Raw genomic sequence first — 15169 nt, 5'->3', positions numbered from 1 at the left:
GACTCGAGTCGCCCATAAAAAAGGCTCCCATTTGGGAGCCTCAGTTGGCTTACATATTCGGGTAAGTCGGCCCACCCGCGCCTTCCGGCGTCACCCAGGTGATGTTCTGCGAAGGGTCCTTGATGTCACAGGTCTTGCAGTGCACACAGTTCTGGGCGTTGATCTGGAAGCGCTTTTCGCCGTCTTCCTGGGTGATCACTTCGTACACGCCAGCCGGGCAGTAGCGTTGCGCCGGTTCATCGTAGAGCGGCAGGTTGGTGCCGATCGGGATGCTCGGGTCCTTGAGTTTCAAGTGGCACGGCTGTTCTTCTTCATGGTTGGTGCTGGAGAGGAACACCGAACTCAGCTTGTCGAAGCTCAGCTTGCCGTCGGGTTTGGGGTAGTCGATCTTCTGGCTGTCCTTGGCCAGCTTGAGGCAGGCGTAGTCCGGCTTGGTGTCATGCAGGGTGAACGGCATTTTGCCGCCGAGGATGTTCTGGTCGAACCAGTTGAAGCCGGCACCGATGATCGGGCCGAACTTGTGCATCGCCGGGCCGAAGTTACGGGTGGCGAACAGTTCCTCATAGAGCCAGCTGGCTTTGAAGCTGTCGACGTAGGCCGTCAGTTCATCACCGCCTTCGGATTCGGCGAACAGACGGTCAGCCACGGCGTCTGCGGCGAGCATGCCGGACTTCATGGCGGTGTGGCTGCCCTTGATCTTGGCCACGTTCATGGTGCCCAGGTCGCAACCGATCAGGGCGCCGCCCTTGAATACCATCTTCGGCAGCGAGTTGATGCCGCCCTTGGCCAGGGCGCGGGCGCCGTAGCTGATGCGCTTGCCGCCTTCCAGGTACTGGGCCAGCACCGGGTGATGCTTGAGGCGCTGGAACTCATCGAACGGCGACAGGAAGGTGTTGCTGTAGGACAGGTCGACGATCAGGCCTACGACCACCTGGTTGTTTTCCAGGTGATAGAGGAACGAACCACCGGTGTTCTCGTTGCGCATGATGTCCAGCGGCCAGCCGGCGGTGTGGACCACAAGGCCTGGTTGGTGCTTGGCCGGGTCGATTTCCCAGATTTCCTTGAGGCCGATGCCGTAGTGCTGTACGTCGGCATCGCTGTCCAGGTTGAAGCGCTGGATCAGTTGTTTGCCCAGGTGCCCACGGCAGCCTTCGGCGAACAGCGTGTACTTGCCGCGCAGTTCCATGCCTGGGGTGTACAGGCCTTCTTTGGGATGACCTTCACGGTCGACGCCGAGGTCGCCGGTGATGATCCCGCGCACTACGCCGTTTTCATCGAACAGTACTTCCTGGGCTGCGAAACCTGGGTAGATTTCCACGCCCAGGTTCTCGGCCTGCTGGGCCAGCCAGCGGCACAGGTTGCCCAGGGAGATGATGTAGTTGCCTTCGTTGTGCATGGTCTTGGGCACAAAGAAGTCAGGCACCTTGGTGGAGGTGTCGCTGCTGCGCAGTACATAGATGTCGTCGCGCACCACCGGGGTGTTGAGTGGAGCGCCCAGTTCTTTCCAGTCCGGGAACAATTCGTTCAGGGCGCGTGGTTCAAACACGGCGCCGGACAGGATATGTGCGCCGACTTCCGAGCCTTTTTCGACCACGCAGACGCTGATTTCCTTACCGGCTTCGGCGGCCTTCTGCTTCAGTCGGCAGGCGGCAGACAGGCCCGACGGCCCTGCGCCGACGATGACCACGTCGAATTCCATGTATTCGCGTTCCACAGGCTATCTCCTACTCAAGGCTCAACAGTTTTTTTTCTAATGGGTGGAGGTTCGGTGTTTTATCTGTCGTCTTCTGCGCCAATTTCTTACAAAAGGGCAGGGGACGACCCACCTTTCTCTCTAGGTGGCGCATTATATCTACACCACTCTCAGCGTCCAATACAAACGTTTGTTTGAATTGCCCGCGAGCTAGGTAAATCAAAGCAACGCGGCTTATATCTGACCATTTTGCTGTATTGACCGGAAAAGGTGTTCCGGTCAATATACGGTCGGTTTTGCGCTTCTCGTAGGCGGACTGCCGGTTTCAAGGCCACGTCCAAAGACAAGGCACTGCTCATGCAGGTTGACGCGCACGTAATGCTGGCGCGCAGTTTACACGTTGCAACGATGAATGACTTGTCAGTCACCCCTGACGAACGGTCTTTATTATTGAGTACGTGCAACGTTACCTGTCATGAAGGCCTGCGTTTTTAGAGGTGCCCTTGTGCGCCGTTGAGCATCTACCGCCAGGTTTATCCGGGCGGCTTCCTTTTCACCGGAGAGTAACGAGGAATCCATGAAGGTTCTTGTAGCTGTCAAACGCGTTGTCGATTACAACGTGAAAGTTCGCGTCAAGGCGGACAATTCCGGCGTCGATCTGGCTAACGTCAAAATGTCGATGAACCCCTTCTGCGAAATCGCCGTGGAAGAAGCCGTACGCCTGAAAGAAAAAGGTGTCGTGACTGAAATCGTCGTCGTTTCCATCGGTCCGACCACTGCTCAAGAGCAGCTGCGTACCGCCCTGGCCCTGGGTGCCGATCGCGCGGTTCTCGTCGAATCCGCTGAAGAGCTGACCTCGCTGGCCGTGGCCAAGCTGTTGAAAGCCGTTGTCGACAAGGAACAGCCGCAACTGGTGATCCTCGGCAAACAGGCCATCGACAGCGACAACAACCAGACTGGCCAGATGCTGGCTGCACTGACCGGTTACGGCCAGGGTACCTTTGCCTCGAAAGTCGAAGTCAGTGGCGACAGCGTTGCCGTGACCCGCGAAATCGACGGCGGCGCGCAGACCGTTTCCCTGAAACTGCCGGCCATCGTCACCACCGACCTGCGTTTGAACGAGCCGCGTTATGCGTCCCTGCCAAACATCATGAAAGCCAAGAAGAAGCCGCTTGAAGTGCTGACTCCGGATGCTTTGGGCGTTTCCACCGCCTCTACCAACAAGACCGTCAAAGTCGAAGCGCCAGCTGCACGCAGCGCGGGTATCAAGGTCAAGTCGGTGGCTGAACTGGTCGAGAAACTGAAAAACGAAGCGAAGGTGATCTGATCATGACTATCCTCGTAATCGCCGAACACGATAACAAGGTGCTGGCCCCGGCCACCCTGAACACCGTGGCTGCCGCTGCGAAAATCGGTGGTGATATCCACGTGCTGGTCGCTGGCCAGAATGTGGGTGCCGTGGCTGAAGCCGCCGCGAAAATCGCCGGTGTGAGCAAAGTACTGGCCGCCGACAACGCTGCCTACGCTCACCAGTTGCCGGAAAACGTTGCCCCTCTGGTTGCAGAGCTGGGCGCTGGCTACAGCCACATCCTGGCTGCCGCCACTTCCAACGGCAAAAACATCCTGCCGCGCGTTGCTGCGCAACTGGACGTTGACCAGATCTCCGAGATCGTTTCGGTCGAAAGCGCCGACACGTTCAAGCGCCCGATCTACGCCGGTAACGCCATTGCCACCGTGCAGTCCACTGCTGCGGTCAAAGTGATCACCGTCCGTGCCACCGGTTTCGACCCGGTTGCCGCTGAAGGTGGTTCGGCTGCCGTTGAAGCGGTGGCTGCCGCGCACGACGCTGGTACTTCCAGCTTTGTTGGCGAAGAGCTGGCCAAGTCCGATCGTCCTGAACTGACCGCTGCCAAGATCGTCGTTTCCGGCGGGCGTGGCATGCAGAACGGTGACAACTTCAAACACCTGTACGCCCTGGCCGACAAGCTGGGCGCTGCGGTCGGCGCTTCCCGCGCGGCTGTTGACGCAGGTTTCGTACCCAACGACATGCAGGTCGGCCAGACCGGCAAGATCGTTGCGCCACAGCTGTACATCGCGGTCGGTATCTCCGGCGCGATCCAGCACTTGGCCGGTATGAAAGACTCCAAGGTGATCGTTGCGATCAACAAGGACGAAGAAGCACCGATCTTCCAGGTGGCGGATTACGGCCTGGTTGCGGACTTGTTCGAAGCTGTACCTGAGTTGGAGAAGCTGGTCTAAACCAGCCGCTTCACTTATAAAGAGCCCGGTCTTATGACCGGGTTTTTTTTTGCACGCCACTCTTGATCGGGAAACACGCCATGGAACTGCGTCGCTGGACTGTACTGCTGGGCCTGTCACTGCTGCCGACCGTGTCTATCGCGGCTGGCAAATGCGAGCGCCTGGTGGTGACCGGCAGCCCGGATGCGCCGCCCTACCTGTGGCGTGACCCCCAAGCCCCCACCCACCTGATCGGCGCGAATGCCGATGTGTTGCAACAAGTGGCCAAGGAACTGGGGCTGAAAATCGACCTGCTGTACGGCGGCAAGCGTTCCCTGGCCCTTGAAGAAGTGCGCAGTGGGCGCATGGACATGCTGCTCGACGCGCCGCTGAACGTCAGTGAACTGGAGACCCTGGACTACATCCACCCGGCGCTGATGCAGGCCGATTACCGGGTGTGGACCCGGGTCGACTCGCCCCTGGTCTACGCCAGCGCGGCCGATTTGCATGGCCACAAGGGTGCGGTCTCGGAGCGGGCGCGCCTGTCCCCTGAGTTTGAAACCTTTGCCAGCGAGCACCTGACCCTGGAACGCGTGCCAACCCTGACCCCGGCCTTGCAGAAACTGTTGCTGGGTGAAGTGGACTACGTGCTGGCGGGACGTTACTCCGGCATGGCCATGGCCCAGACCCTGGGGATGAGCAAAGACTTGCTAGCCCGTGAGCTGCCGATTGATCAGCCGGGGCTGTTCCTGGCGATTTCCCACAACTCTGCCTGCAATGATCCGTGGTTGCGCGGACAGCTCGCGAAAAAGATGACAGAATTGGCCGCGTCCGGTCTGACGGAAGCCGCGTTGCAGCGCAATATCGAACGCTGGAAGACGCAGTTGCAGCAACCCGTCGGTACCCCAACAAAGTAGGGATTTTTAGTGACTATTCGACCTCTTTTCGCCGCCCTCGCCGTAGTAACGCTGGCGGGCTGTGCCGCAGATCCTGCGCCGAATGAGCAAATGCGCCTGACCCAGCAAGCCCTGGAGCAAGCCGCCGCCGTGGGGGCCGTTGCTGACGACGTGCCCGAGTTGAAACTCGCCGAAACGAAGCTGGCCCAGGCCAAGGCCGATATGGCGGATGAATCCTACAAGGATGCCCGCATGCTGGCTGAACAGGCCGAACTGGATGCCCGCTTGGCAGAGGCACGGGTGCTAACGCAAAAAAGCCAGGAACAGTTGAATGTCCTCGACACCCGTATCACCCGCCTGCGCAAACAGCTGGGAGATGCTCAATGAACCGTCTGACCTGTGGGCTGCTATTGAGCAGCTTGGTGCTCGGCGGCTGTGCCAGCCACCCCAATAGCGACACTGCGTTGCAACAGGCCGGCAGCGACTTCCAGAAGGTCAAGGAAGACTCCAATGTATTGCGCATCGCGCCCAAGGACGTGATACGCGCCGGTGAGTCCCTGGCCCGCGCCGACCGTCTGTCCAGCTACTGGGGCAGTGGTGGCGACGTGGTGCATTACGCCTACCTGAGCCAGCGCTACAGCGCGATTGCCCGGGAACATACGCAACTGGTGCTCAACGAAGAACGTGCCGCCAAACGCGAACTGGAGCGCCAACGCCTGCAACTGGCGCTGCGCGAGGCCAAATTGTTGAGCGTGCAACAACAGGGCAAGTGGCTCGAAGAGCAGATCGCCAGCCTGACCACCACCCAGACCGATCGTGGCCTGGTGATGACCCTGGGCGATGTGCTGTTCGACACCGGCCAGGCCGAACTGAAAAACTCCGCCAACCGTACAGTGCTGAAGATCGTGCAATTCCTGCAACTGAACCCCAAGCGCGTAGTGCGGATCGAGGGCTATACCGACAGTACCGGCGGCGAGCAGGAAAACCTCAAACTGTCCCGTGACCGGGCACAGGCCGTGGCGGACGTACTGGTTGACCTGGGCATTGATGACAAACGCATCCAGGTGGAAGGTTATGGCGATCAGTACCCGGTGGAAGTGAATGCTTCCGAACGGGGGCGGGCGCAGAACCGGCGTGTGGAGATTGTCTTCTCCGATGACAAGGGCCAGCTCGGCGCCGCGCGCTGAACCTCAGTTCTTGTGGGCGCCGACTTGCCTGCGATACAGGCGACGCGGACTTTCAACTGAACCGCAGCGATGCCATTGCAGGCAAGCCAGCTCCCACAGGGAATAGGCTGTGTGTCTCGCCCCCGTAACCCGATCCTCGATCGGGTTTTTCATGCCCGCCATTGCGTGCTCAACCCCTACAGTTTTTTCTATCACTGCCGCCCGTCCTCGACTATTGTGGCAACTGTCCCCGTACACTTCTAAACTGTGCCGGTATGTTTCACACAAAAATAAAATACCCGTGAAATCGAGTGCTGCGTCATGACCAATCTCTTGCTTTACCAACGTATCGCCCAGCAATTGGCTGAGGATATCCGGCGCGGTGTCTATCAACCGGGTGAGCGCGTGCCTTCGGTGCGCAAGATGAGCTCCCAGCTCAATGTCAGTCATGCCACGGTGTTGCAGGCCTACGCCAATCTCGAGGATCAGGGGTTGATCCGCGCGCGGCCGCAGTCCGGGTATTACGTGCACCAGACCCCGGCCCTGACCGCACCGACGCCGGATATCGCGCGGGTCGAGCGCCCAGGCCTGGTCACTCGCAGCAGCATCATTCAACAGGTCTTGGTCGAGTCCCGTCGTGAAGGGGTGTTCCCGCTGGGGGCCGCCGTGCCCAGTGTCGATTACCTGCCGGTACGCGCGCTGCACCAGCAACTGGCCAAGGTCACGCGCTTTCAGAGTCCACGGGCGTTCAGCTATATGTTCAGCCCGGGCTTTGAGCCGTTGCGGCGCCAGGTTGCGATTCGCATGCGCGATGCCGGTGTGGTGGTCGACCCGTCCGAAGTGGTGATCACCCACGGGTGTGTCGATGCGTTGCAGATGTCCTTGCGCGTGCTGACCCGTCCCGGCGACCTGATCGCCGCCGAGTCCCCCACCTATTACGGCCTGTTGCAACTGGCGGACTTGCTCGGCCTCAAGGTCATCGAGATCCCCAGCGACCCGGCCACCGGCATGAGCCTGGAGGCTCTGCAACTGGCGGCCAACCAATGGTCGATCAAGGCCCTGGTGCTGACCACGCGCCTGAGCAATCCCCTGGGCGGCACCATGCCCGAAGAGCGGCAGAAACAGTTGCTGCGCCTGGCATCGGATTTCGATATCCAGATTGTTGAAGATGATATCTACGGCGAATTGATGTTCGAATTGGGGCGCACCAAGGCCCTCAAGGCGTATGACCGCCTGGACCGGGTGATCTACTGCTCGAGTTTTTCCAAGACCCTGTCCCCCGGCGTGCGCATCGGCTGGATGATTGCCGGCAAATACCAGCAGGAGATCCAGCGCCTGCAGATGTTCAGCACCCACTCGGCGTGCAGCGTCACGCAGATGGGGGTGGCGGCGTACCTGGAGAACGGCGGTTACGACCGGCACCTGCGCTACATTCGCCAGGAATACCGCAAGAACCTCAGCGCCTTCCAGTTGGCGGTGCAGCAGTATTTCCCCGAAGGCACGCAGATGAGCCGACCGACCGGCGGTTTTATCCTGTGGGTCAGCCTGCCGGGCAGGGTCAACACCCAGGAACTGCACGTGCGCGCCCTGCAGCAGGGCATCAGCATTGCGCCGGGGCTGATCTTCAGCAATACAGAACAGTTCAACCACTGTATCCGGCTTAATTGCGGTACCCCGTGGAACCGTGAAGCCGAGCGCGCCTTGATGACCCTGGGCATGCTGGCCAACCAGTTGTGCCAGGAGGCGGCGAGCGGGTTTTGAAGGGCCAAAGACGGGCATGAACGGTAGGTGGCTAATCACCGCGCTTGTCATGCCGCGCTCAACAAGCGAGCATATGGCCTTCTGCCGTTAATGCTGTAGGCGATATGACTTATATTTTTCCTGCCGCGCTGTTGATCTGTCTGGCGGGCCTGTGCAACGCCACGCCTGTACTGGCAGCACCTGCCAGTGCGCCGATCGTGCTGGCAGCCGCTGAACAAAAGCCGGCCCCGGCTAAAAAAACGGTCCAGGCGAAAAAGCCCGCCCCGGTTAAAAAAACCGCCAAGGTGAAAAAGCGTGCACCTACCGCCAGCAAATCCAAGTCGGCCCGTGAAGTGGCCCAGACCAAGCTGGCGCCTGCACAACTGGACCTCAGTCTGCCCCAGGAAATGGTCCGCCATCTGCAGCCCCTTGGCACCATGCCGCAACCTAGAAACGTACCGTTGTTACCGCCGATGTTTGATGAGAAGCCGGTCGATAACAGTGCATTCCAGATCAACGGGCGCTTGCTCAGCAATGAAATGCAGTTGCAAATGCGCAATGAAGAGCGGCGCGACGTTGAAGGCGCGGCTCTGGATTTTGAATTCAAGAATTAATCTTCCCCGCAAAGTGACCTGATCCACTGACCTTCTGTCGCAGACTGGTCGGTCACTTTTGTTTTCTGCGAAAAACCCCTGTTAGACCATTTTAAAACGGATGTTTTAGGGCGTACTCTAGCCCGGCCATCAACACTATGTCGTCGAGGACCTGTTGGTCATGAAATGCCGTGAAGGCTGTGGCGCCTGCTGTATAGCCCCCTCCATCAGTTCGCCGTTGCCCGGTATGCCTAATGGCAAACCCGCAGGCGAACGCTGCCTGCATCTGTCGGTCGAACAGCTGTGCCAATTGTTTGGCCAGCCGGAGCGGCCTGCGGTGTGCGGTGCCTTTGCGGCAGATCTTGAGGTCTGTGGTAGTAGCCAGGAAGAAGCGATCAGGTTGATCGGCTGGTGGGAGCAGATGACGGCGGCTTAGTGGGCTTTAATGTCAGAACTTCAACAATAAGGAATACACCAATGGGTTCGCTGAAACGAATGGCTGTGTTGTGCGGTTTTACGGTGTTGTTTGCGGCTGCTGCACAGGCAGAAGAGTGGCAGGTTGCCAAGGATGAAGAAGGCATCAAAGTTGCCTTGAGTGAAGTGGCTGGCTCCAAGTACAAGGCTTATCGCGGCGTTACTGTGATCAAGGCGCCATTGGCCAAGGTCCAGGCCCTGCAGGACGATGTCGTCGGTGCCTGTAAGTGGATTCACGAATGCAAGTCGCAGAAGTTGCTCAAGAAGGAAGGCGACAAGAGCTGGACCTACACCCAGTTCAAGGCGCCGTTCCCGGTGACCGATCGTGACTCGATCCTGGAAATCACCACCACCCAGGCTGCCGATGGCAGCGTGACCCGCAAGCTGCTGGAAGTACCCACCTATCTGCCGGAAGAGAAGGGTTATGTGCGTGTGGCCCAGGTAGAAGGCTTCTGGAAACTGGTGCCCAAAGGTGTCGACCAGACCGAAGTGACCTACCAGGTCCACACCGAGCCAGGCGGCAGCGTGCCTTCCTGGTTGGCCAACAAGTTTGTGGTTGAAGCCCCCTTCAACACCTTGAAAGCCCTCAAGGCAGCGGCCGAGAAGCCGTAAGCCCGACCGATCAGGTGCCTCCTGCCTTGAGTGGAACGATCGCCGCGCCCTCAAGGTCCAGATAGGTATAAGCCCATCCATGGGCTTTATCGAGGAGGCACTGATGCAAAACTGGCAAGTTACCTTCGTTGATGATCACGGCGTGCAGTCCGTGGAGCAGTTCAGCTGCGCGCAAAAGCCCAGCCTCGAAGTCGCCGCACAGATGATTCGCGCCAAATTACTGCCCATCCCCGCCAAACTGGACCTCAATGACCTGGACGGTCGCATCGCCGAACCGACGGTGAAAAGCCTGAAGGATCAGAACAGTATCCAGATCCTCGACATCTCTCCCGCCCCCTGAATATTCCCTGTACGTTGTTAAAGCGCTGCTGGTGGAGCTGATAGCTTCGCGCTACTCTGCAAGGGAGATCAGCGAATGAATCGCTAAGGTCTGGTCTTGTCAGCTACATGCTTGTTTTCCTGCGGCGATGTCATTGCCGTCTACCTGCGCTGTTCACGCGCAGGCCCTGGGAAGCACGGAAAGTCTATCCATCGGTTCAGGAGGACGTTTCATGAGCACAGCCTATCAAGAAGACATCAGCACCCACGTGTTACGCCGCATGAAAGAGGGCGGCTTTGACTTTTCACGTTTCCACCCCATCGAGTTCTACGCCATTTTCCCGGATGAGGAACGTGCGCGCCGGGCTGCGGGTCGGTTTCGTGGCGAGTCGATCAATGCCCAGGTCAGTGCGCGGGATGATGGCGCCTGGTTCCTGGAACTAAGCAAGGTCATGTTCGCCACCTATGACGGTATAGGTGATTTCGAGCAGGACTTTGAGGCGGTAGTCGAGCCCTTGGGCGGGATTATCGAAGGATGGGGCGTGAAGCACGAGGTTCGTGGGTTACCCATGTAGTCGCATGATCAATAAAGCAGCGTATCGGCTGACCCTTGGGTCGGCCGATTTTGTTTGTGGCGCGGCAAAGTACTTGGAACTTATTGCGAAAAATCCTCCACAAAAAAAAGGCCACCCGAGCAAGGTGGCCAAAAGGGAAGACCGGAAAGAAGGGGAACCGGTCGGTACTTGCACGAGCAAATTACCGGCGGTGCTGTGGGGATGCTGTAGGACGAATCCTGTTCAGCGAATGAGGGTGATTATCCGCAGGCTTTCCCGGGCAGTGAAATCAACTCTGACTATGCTGGTGATAGGCAATGCCTGCGTCGCTTTGAAGCGCGCGTGGCAACGCGTGGGCGTTAACTGCACCAGGACGGTGCGTAGCAGCCTTTTACTGTATCCAACTGATTGATACTTAAGTGTTTATGCCGCTGGCACGGGCCTTGCGACAGTCCGTTGCGTCCGGGTGACAAGGAGTTCGGCATGATCCGCACTTATTACGATGAAATGTACGATGAGGTCGGCCAGGTTCGACCTCACTATCGCGAGTTTGCCCGCTGGCTGGCTGAAACGCCGCCCGAACTGCTGGCCCAGCGCCGCCGTGAAGCCGATCTGCTGTTTCACCGCGCCGGTATCACCTTCACCCTGTACGGCGACGAACAGGGCACCGAGCGCCTGATTCCCTTCGATACCATCCCGCGCAGCATTCCCGCCAGCGAGTGGCGGGTGGTCGAACGTGGCTGTATTCAACGGGTCAAGGCATTGAACCTGTTCCTCGCCGACCTGTATCACGACCAACGGATTATCAAGGCCGGGATTATTCCTGCCGAGCAAGTGTTGGCCAATGAGCAATACCAACTGGCGATGCAGGGCCTGGACCTGCACCGTGGTCTCTATTCCCACGTCTCTGGGGTCGATCTGGTACGGGATGGCGACGGCACGTACTACGTGCTGGAAGACAACCTGCGCACCCCCAGCGGTGTGAGCTATATGCTCGAAGACCGTAAGATGATGATGCGCCTGTTCCCTGAACTGTTCGCCGCCCAACGCATCGCGCCGATCGACCATTACCCCAACCTGCTGCTCGACACCCTGAAAAGTTCCAGCCCGCTGGACAACCCCAGTGTGGTGGTACTGACGCCAGGGCGGTTCAACAGTGCGTTTTTCGAACATGCGTTTCTCGCCCGGGAAATGGGCGTGGAACTGGTGGAGGGTGCCGACCTGTTCGTGCGTGACGACCGGGTATTCATGCGCACCACCGACGGGCCCAAGGCGGTGGACGTGATCTACCGGCGTCTCGACGATGCCTACCTCGACCCGTTGGCCTTCAACCCGGAGTCGATGCTCGGCGTGCCGGGCCTGCTGGCCGCCTATCGCTCGGGCAATGTGGTGCTGGCCAATGCCATTGGCACCGGGGTGGCGGATGACAAATCGGTGTATCCCTTCGTCACCGATATGATCCGCTTTTACCTGGATGAAGAACCCATTCTGAAGAACGTTCCGACGTTCCAGTGCCGCAAGCCTGACGAGCTGTCCCATGTACTGGCCAATTTGCCAGAGCTGGTGGTCAAGGAAACCCAGGGCTCCGGTGGCTACGGCATGCTGGTCGGGCCAGCCGCCACGGCCGCCGAGATCGAAGCCTTTCGCGCACGGATCAAGGCCAAGCCCCATGCCTACATTGCCCAGCCGACCCTGTGCCTGTCGACGTGCCCGACCTTTGTCGAAAACGGCATCGCACCGCGGCATATCGACCTGCGGCCGTTCGTCCTGTCGGGCAAGGAAACCCGCGTGGTGCCGGGCGGGCTGACCCGTGTCGCGCTGCGTGAAGGCTCGCTGGTGGTCAACTCGTCCCAGGGCGGCGGTACCAAAGACACCTGGGTGGTGGAGGATTGAAGCCATGTTGAGCAGAACTGCCTCGGATTTATATTGGATGTCGCGCTATCTGGAGCGCGCGGAAAACCTCGCGCGCATGCTGGATGTCAGCTATTCGCTGTCGCTGATGCCCCAGGATGGACGCGGCGATGGCCTGCACGAACTGGCCATGCCCCTGCTGATCACCGGCACCCTGGACGACTATCACGCGCGTCACGGCGAATTGCATGCCGAGCGTTTGTTGCACTTCTTTGCCCTGGACGCCGCCAATCCGGCGAGCATCTACAGTTGCCTGGGTGCCGCCCGCGCCAGTGCCCATGCCGTGCGTGGGCGAATCACCGCCGACATGTGGGAAAACATCAACGCCACCTGGCTGGATATTCGCGTCATCGCCCAGGAAGGCCTGAGCCGTTATGGCATGAGCCGTTTCTGCGAATGGGTCAAGGAACGCTCCCACCTGTTTCGCGGCGCCACCTACGGCACCATCATGCGCAACGACGCTTTTCGCTTTATTCGCCTGGGCACCTTTATCGAACGGGCGGACAACACTTTGCGCCTGTTGGATGCCCGCTACGAGATGGCCGGTGACCAGGCCGAAGTGGTGATTGATGGCACCGCCCACGCCTACTACCAATGGAGTGCGCTATTGCGGGCCTTGTCGTCGTTCGAGGCCTACACCGAAATCTACCGTGATGCCCCCGGCGCTCGTCAGGTGGCCGAACTGTTGCTGCTGCGTGCCGATGTGCCGCGCTCTTTGCGCGCGTGCAGCGAAGAAATCGACCAGATCCTCGCCAGCCTGCCCGGCCTCAACGGTCGCCCGGCGCAGCGCCTGGCCGCCGAGATGGACGCGCGCCTGCGCTTTACCGCGATTGACGAAATCCTCGAGGAAGGCCTGCACGCCTGGCTGACCGACTTCATCCCCCTGGTGCGCCAGTTGGGTAACGCCATTCACCATTCCTACCTGGAGGCGGCATGAGACTTTCTATCAGCCACGAAACCACCTACCGCTATGAAGACCAGGTGCGCGCGAGCATCCAGTACCTGCGCCTGACCCCTCACGACAGCGAGCGTCAGCATGTGCTCAGTTGGCAGCTGGATCTGCCGCGTCCGGTACGGGCCCAGTTGGACCCGTTCGGCAATATCCTGCATGTGCTGACCCTGGATGAGCCCCATGAATCAATCATCATCGGCGCCAGGGGCCAGGTGGATATCGACGAGTGGCGCGAGGCCGAGCATGACAGCCAGTCGCCATTTCCTTTCCAGCGTTGCACGCGCCTGACCGAGCCGGACGAGGCCCTGCGTGCCTTTGCCGAGCAGCACTGCGGCACGCGCCGGGATCGCACTGCCCTGATTGACCTGATGCACGCCCTCAACCAGCACATCGCCTATGTGCCGGGCGCCACCCAAGTGGAGACCAGCGCGGCCGAGGCGTTCGCCGGGCGGGCCGGGGTTTGTCAGGATCATGCCCACGCCTTCCTGGCCTGCGCGCGCAGCCTGGGGATCGCCACGCGCTATGTGTCGGGGTATTTGTACAGCGAGGACAGTGAACACCTGGCCAGCCACGCCTGGGCCGAAGCCTGGCTGGATGACGCCTGGTACAGCTTCGATGTGACCAACCAGTTGGCGCGCCCGGAGCGGCATTTGAAACTGGCAGTGGGCCTGGATTACCTCGATGCATGCCCGGTGCGCGGCATGCGCCGTGGCGGCGGGCACGAGCAGATGCATGCCAGGGTATTTGTGGCACCGAGCCCGGTGATTCTGGTGCAGCAGCAATAATCCCCGCCGCATCCTGCTGAAGCCGGCTAGCCGGCTCTATCAGTGCGCGTCGGTTTTGCGCGTGGCCATATGCTTCAAATACCCTACCAGCAACTCCAGGTCGGCATCCGGCAACACGCTGGCGGCAAACGCCGGCATTTTGGCTTGCGGCCAATGCCTCAGGCTCTGGGGATCACGGATATAACGCTTGAGGAAGTCGCCGCCGAAATACTCGGTCGGGCTGTAGGGCAGATTCAGATCCGGCCCTACCTGCGCGTCACCCGCGCCGTTCAGACGATGACAGGCCAGGCAGTTTTTCTGAAACAGGGCAAACCCCTGGTTGATCGGGTCATTCACCGTCAACGCCGGGTCCGGCAGCAGCGCCGGGAAGCGTTCGGCAACGGTTTTCAGCTGTTTGATCGTCGAGATCTGAAATGGCCATTGTTCCGGGCTGATCCCGCTCGCCTGGGGCCGGGTCCATACCAGATAGAACGGCCCGGCACTGGGTTTGCCAGTGGCCAGTGGCGGCCAAGGATGAACCGGATCTTCCACCGCCAGCCACGCCTGGGCGCCGCTTTGCTGAAGCAGCGGCGCGGCGGCCAGTTCGGCGGCAAAACCATCCAGCGCCACCGCCTGCACATGGTTATGCGCCAGCAGGCCCGGTAAGAGTGCGGCCAGCGGCACCGCGCGGTAGGTCATAGTGCGCTTGTAGGAAACGTCATCGACGATCTGCACGGTCTGCGCAGCCGGGTGCTTGAGCAGGTCTGCGGTTTGCCACGTGGTGCGGCTGTGATCCAGCTCGATGGTCAACGAGGCGGCGTTGGCGGGGTAGGCCAGGATCAGCAGCAACAGAACGATAAGGTGTTTCAAGGCAGGGCCCATCCGGCAATGGCGATAGGGTCTCAGGATACCGGACAACCACCACCAAACCGAGGCAAAAAAGGTAGCCCCGGTTACGGGAACGCTCTAGGCGGTTTCCCGGACGGTGCTGCCAAAAGCTTGAGTATTCAGGTGTGATCGGCCCGCTCAACCAATGATCTTGGTCAGGTTGGGCAAAATCAGAATCAGTGTGGTGGCGAAGAGAATAAGCCCCGCCTGGCGAACTTTCGATTGTTTGAACATGGCTGACTGCCTTTTGTTGTTATTCCTGAGCCAAGCACCATCATTGACTACATTAAGCCGGCTAGATGGCATTTTTCTTACAGCTGCTCCAGCAAGACCCGGCAGCAGCGTCATACACTTCTTACTGATTCAACCT

The 15169-nt window shown here is 59.7% G+C and carries 18 protein-coding genes; 15 read left to right on the top strand and 3 right to left on the bottom strand.

Features of this window, described 5'->3' with window-relative positions:
- Positions 1–49 precede the first annotated feature (49 nt).
- Positions 50–1714, bottom strand: a complete 1665-nt coding sequence (locus tag PSH80_RS19200) for an electron transfer flavoprotein-ubiquinone oxidoreductase (RefSeq protein ID WP_115128743.1) — start codon at positions 1712–1714, stop codon at positions 50–52.
- A 556-nt stretch (positions 1715–2270) separates the two neighbouring features.
- Here PSH80_RS19200 and PSH80_RS19195 point away from each other — a divergent pair.
- The 15 genes from PSH80_RS19195 to PSH80_RS19125 all read left to right on the top strand — a co-directional run bounded on the left by PSH80_RS19195 (position 2271) and on the right by PSH80_RS19125 (position 13932).
- Positions 2271–3020 carry an electron transfer flavoprotein subunit beta/FixA family protein gene (locus PSH80_RS19195; protein ID WP_057960382.1) on the top strand — a complete coding sequence of 250 codons (750 nt, stop codon included), beginning with the start codon at positions 2271–2273 and terminating at the stop codon, positions 3018–3020.
- A 2-nt stretch (positions 3021–3022) separates the two neighbouring features.
- Entirely contained in the window at positions 3023–3952 is a 930-nt protein-coding gene (locus PSH80_RS19190; RefSeq protein WP_057960381.1) for an electron transfer flavoprotein subunit alpha/FixB family protein, read from the top strand.
- Between the two features lie 80 nt (positions 3953–4032).
- The gene (locus PSH80_RS19185; RefSeq protein ID WP_115128741.1) at positions 4033–4848 is read left to right on the top strand and encodes an ABC transporter substrate-binding protein; all 816 of its coding nucleotides are present in this window, start codon (positions 4033–4035) and stop codon (positions 4846–4848) included.
- 9 nt (positions 4849–4857) lie between these two features.
- A complete protein-coding gene (locus tag PSH80_RS19180; protein WP_057439585.1) occupies positions 4858–5214 on the top strand; it encodes a DUF4398 domain-containing protein in 357 nt (118 codons plus the stop codon).
- Entirely contained in the window at positions 5211–6014 is an 804-nt protein-coding gene (locus PSH80_RS19175; protein WP_057960379.1) for an OmpA family protein, read from the top strand. Before PSH80_RS19180 ends, PSH80_RS19175 begins: the two co-directional genes overlap by 4 nt.
- Positions 6015–6314: 300 nt before the next feature.
- A complete protein-coding gene (locus PSH80_RS19170; RefSeq protein ID WP_057960378.1) occupies positions 6315–7754 on the top strand; it encodes a PLP-dependent aminotransferase family protein in 1440 nt (479 codons plus the stop codon).
- A gap of 104 nt (positions 7755–7858) precedes the next feature.
- A complete protein-coding gene (locus tag PSH80_RS19165; protein ID WP_057439583.1) occupies positions 7859–8347 on the top strand; it encodes a hypothetical protein in 489 nt (162 codons plus the stop codon).
- 160 nt (positions 8348–8507) lie between these two features.
- The gene (locus tag PSH80_RS19160) at positions 8508–8762 is read left to right on the top strand and encodes a YkgJ family cysteine cluster protein (protein WP_076961156.1); all 255 of its coding nucleotides are present in this window, start codon (positions 8508–8510) and stop codon (positions 8760–8762) included.
- Positions 8763–8803: 41 nt separating this feature from the next.
- A complete protein-coding gene (locus PSH80_RS19155; RefSeq protein ID WP_305417947.1) occupies positions 8804–9412 on the top strand; it encodes an START domain-containing protein in 609 nt (202 codons plus the stop codon).
- Between the two features lie 103 nt (positions 9413–9515).
- Complete coding sequence (locus tag PSH80_RS19150) at positions 9516–9752, top strand: hypothetical protein (RefSeq protein WP_225923814.1); 237 nt, start codon at positions 9516–9518, stop codon at positions 9750–9752.
- 211 nt (positions 9753–9963) lie between these two features.
- Positions 9964–10305, top strand: a complete 342-nt coding sequence (locus PSH80_RS19145; protein WP_029299641.1) for a ribonuclease E inhibitor RraB — start codon at positions 9964–9966, stop codon at positions 10303–10305.
- A gap of 4 nt (positions 10306–10309) precedes the next feature.
- On the top strand, positions 10310–10696 hold the full coding sequence (locus tag PSH80_RS19140; protein ID WP_186625663.1) for a hypothetical protein: 387 nt from the start codon (positions 10310–10312) through the stop codon (positions 10694–10696).
- Between the two features lie 71 nt (positions 10697–10767).
- Positions 10768–12177, top strand: a complete 1410-nt coding sequence (locus PSH80_RS19135) for a circularly permuted type 2 ATP-grasp protein (protein ID WP_186625665.1) — start codon at positions 10768–10770, stop codon at positions 12175–12177.
- Between the two features lie 4 nt (positions 12178–12181).
- A complete protein-coding gene (locus PSH80_RS19130) occupies positions 12182–13132 on the top strand; it encodes an alpha-E domain-containing protein (protein ID WP_057439581.1) in 951 nt (316 codons plus the stop codon).
- The gene (locus PSH80_RS19125) at positions 13129–13932 is read left to right on the top strand and encodes a transglutaminase family protein (protein WP_282405511.1); all 804 of its coding nucleotides are present in this window, start codon (positions 13129–13131) and stop codon (positions 13930–13932) included. Before PSH80_RS19130 ends, PSH80_RS19125 begins: the two co-directional genes overlap by 4 nt.
- A gap of 39 nt (positions 13933–13971) precedes the next feature.
- Here the strand turns inward: PSH80_RS19125 and PSH80_RS19120 are convergent, their stop codons facing one another.
- Both PSH80_RS19120 and PSH80_RS19115 read right to left on the bottom strand, forming a co-directional pair.
- Positions 13972–14793, bottom strand: a complete 822-nt coding sequence (locus PSH80_RS19120) for a cytochrome c (protein WP_370693705.1) — start codon at positions 14791–14793, stop codon at positions 13972–13974.
- 144 nt (positions 14794–14937) lie between these two features.
- A complete protein-coding gene (locus PSH80_RS19115) occupies positions 14938–15147 on the bottom strand; it encodes a hypothetical protein (protein WP_128592835.1) in 210 nt (69 codons plus the stop codon).
- Between the last annotated feature and the right edge of the window lie 22 nt (positions 15148–15169).

It is taken from the genome of Pseudomonas sp. FP818, assembly GCF_030687335.1.
GTDB lineage: Bacteria > Pseudomonadota > Gammaproteobacteria > Pseudomonadales > Pseudomonadaceae > Aquipseudomonas > Aquipseudomonas shahriarae.
The sequence above is the reverse complement of the archived record's forward strand: the minus strand, read 5'-3'. Positions and strand labels throughout refer to the sequence as shown.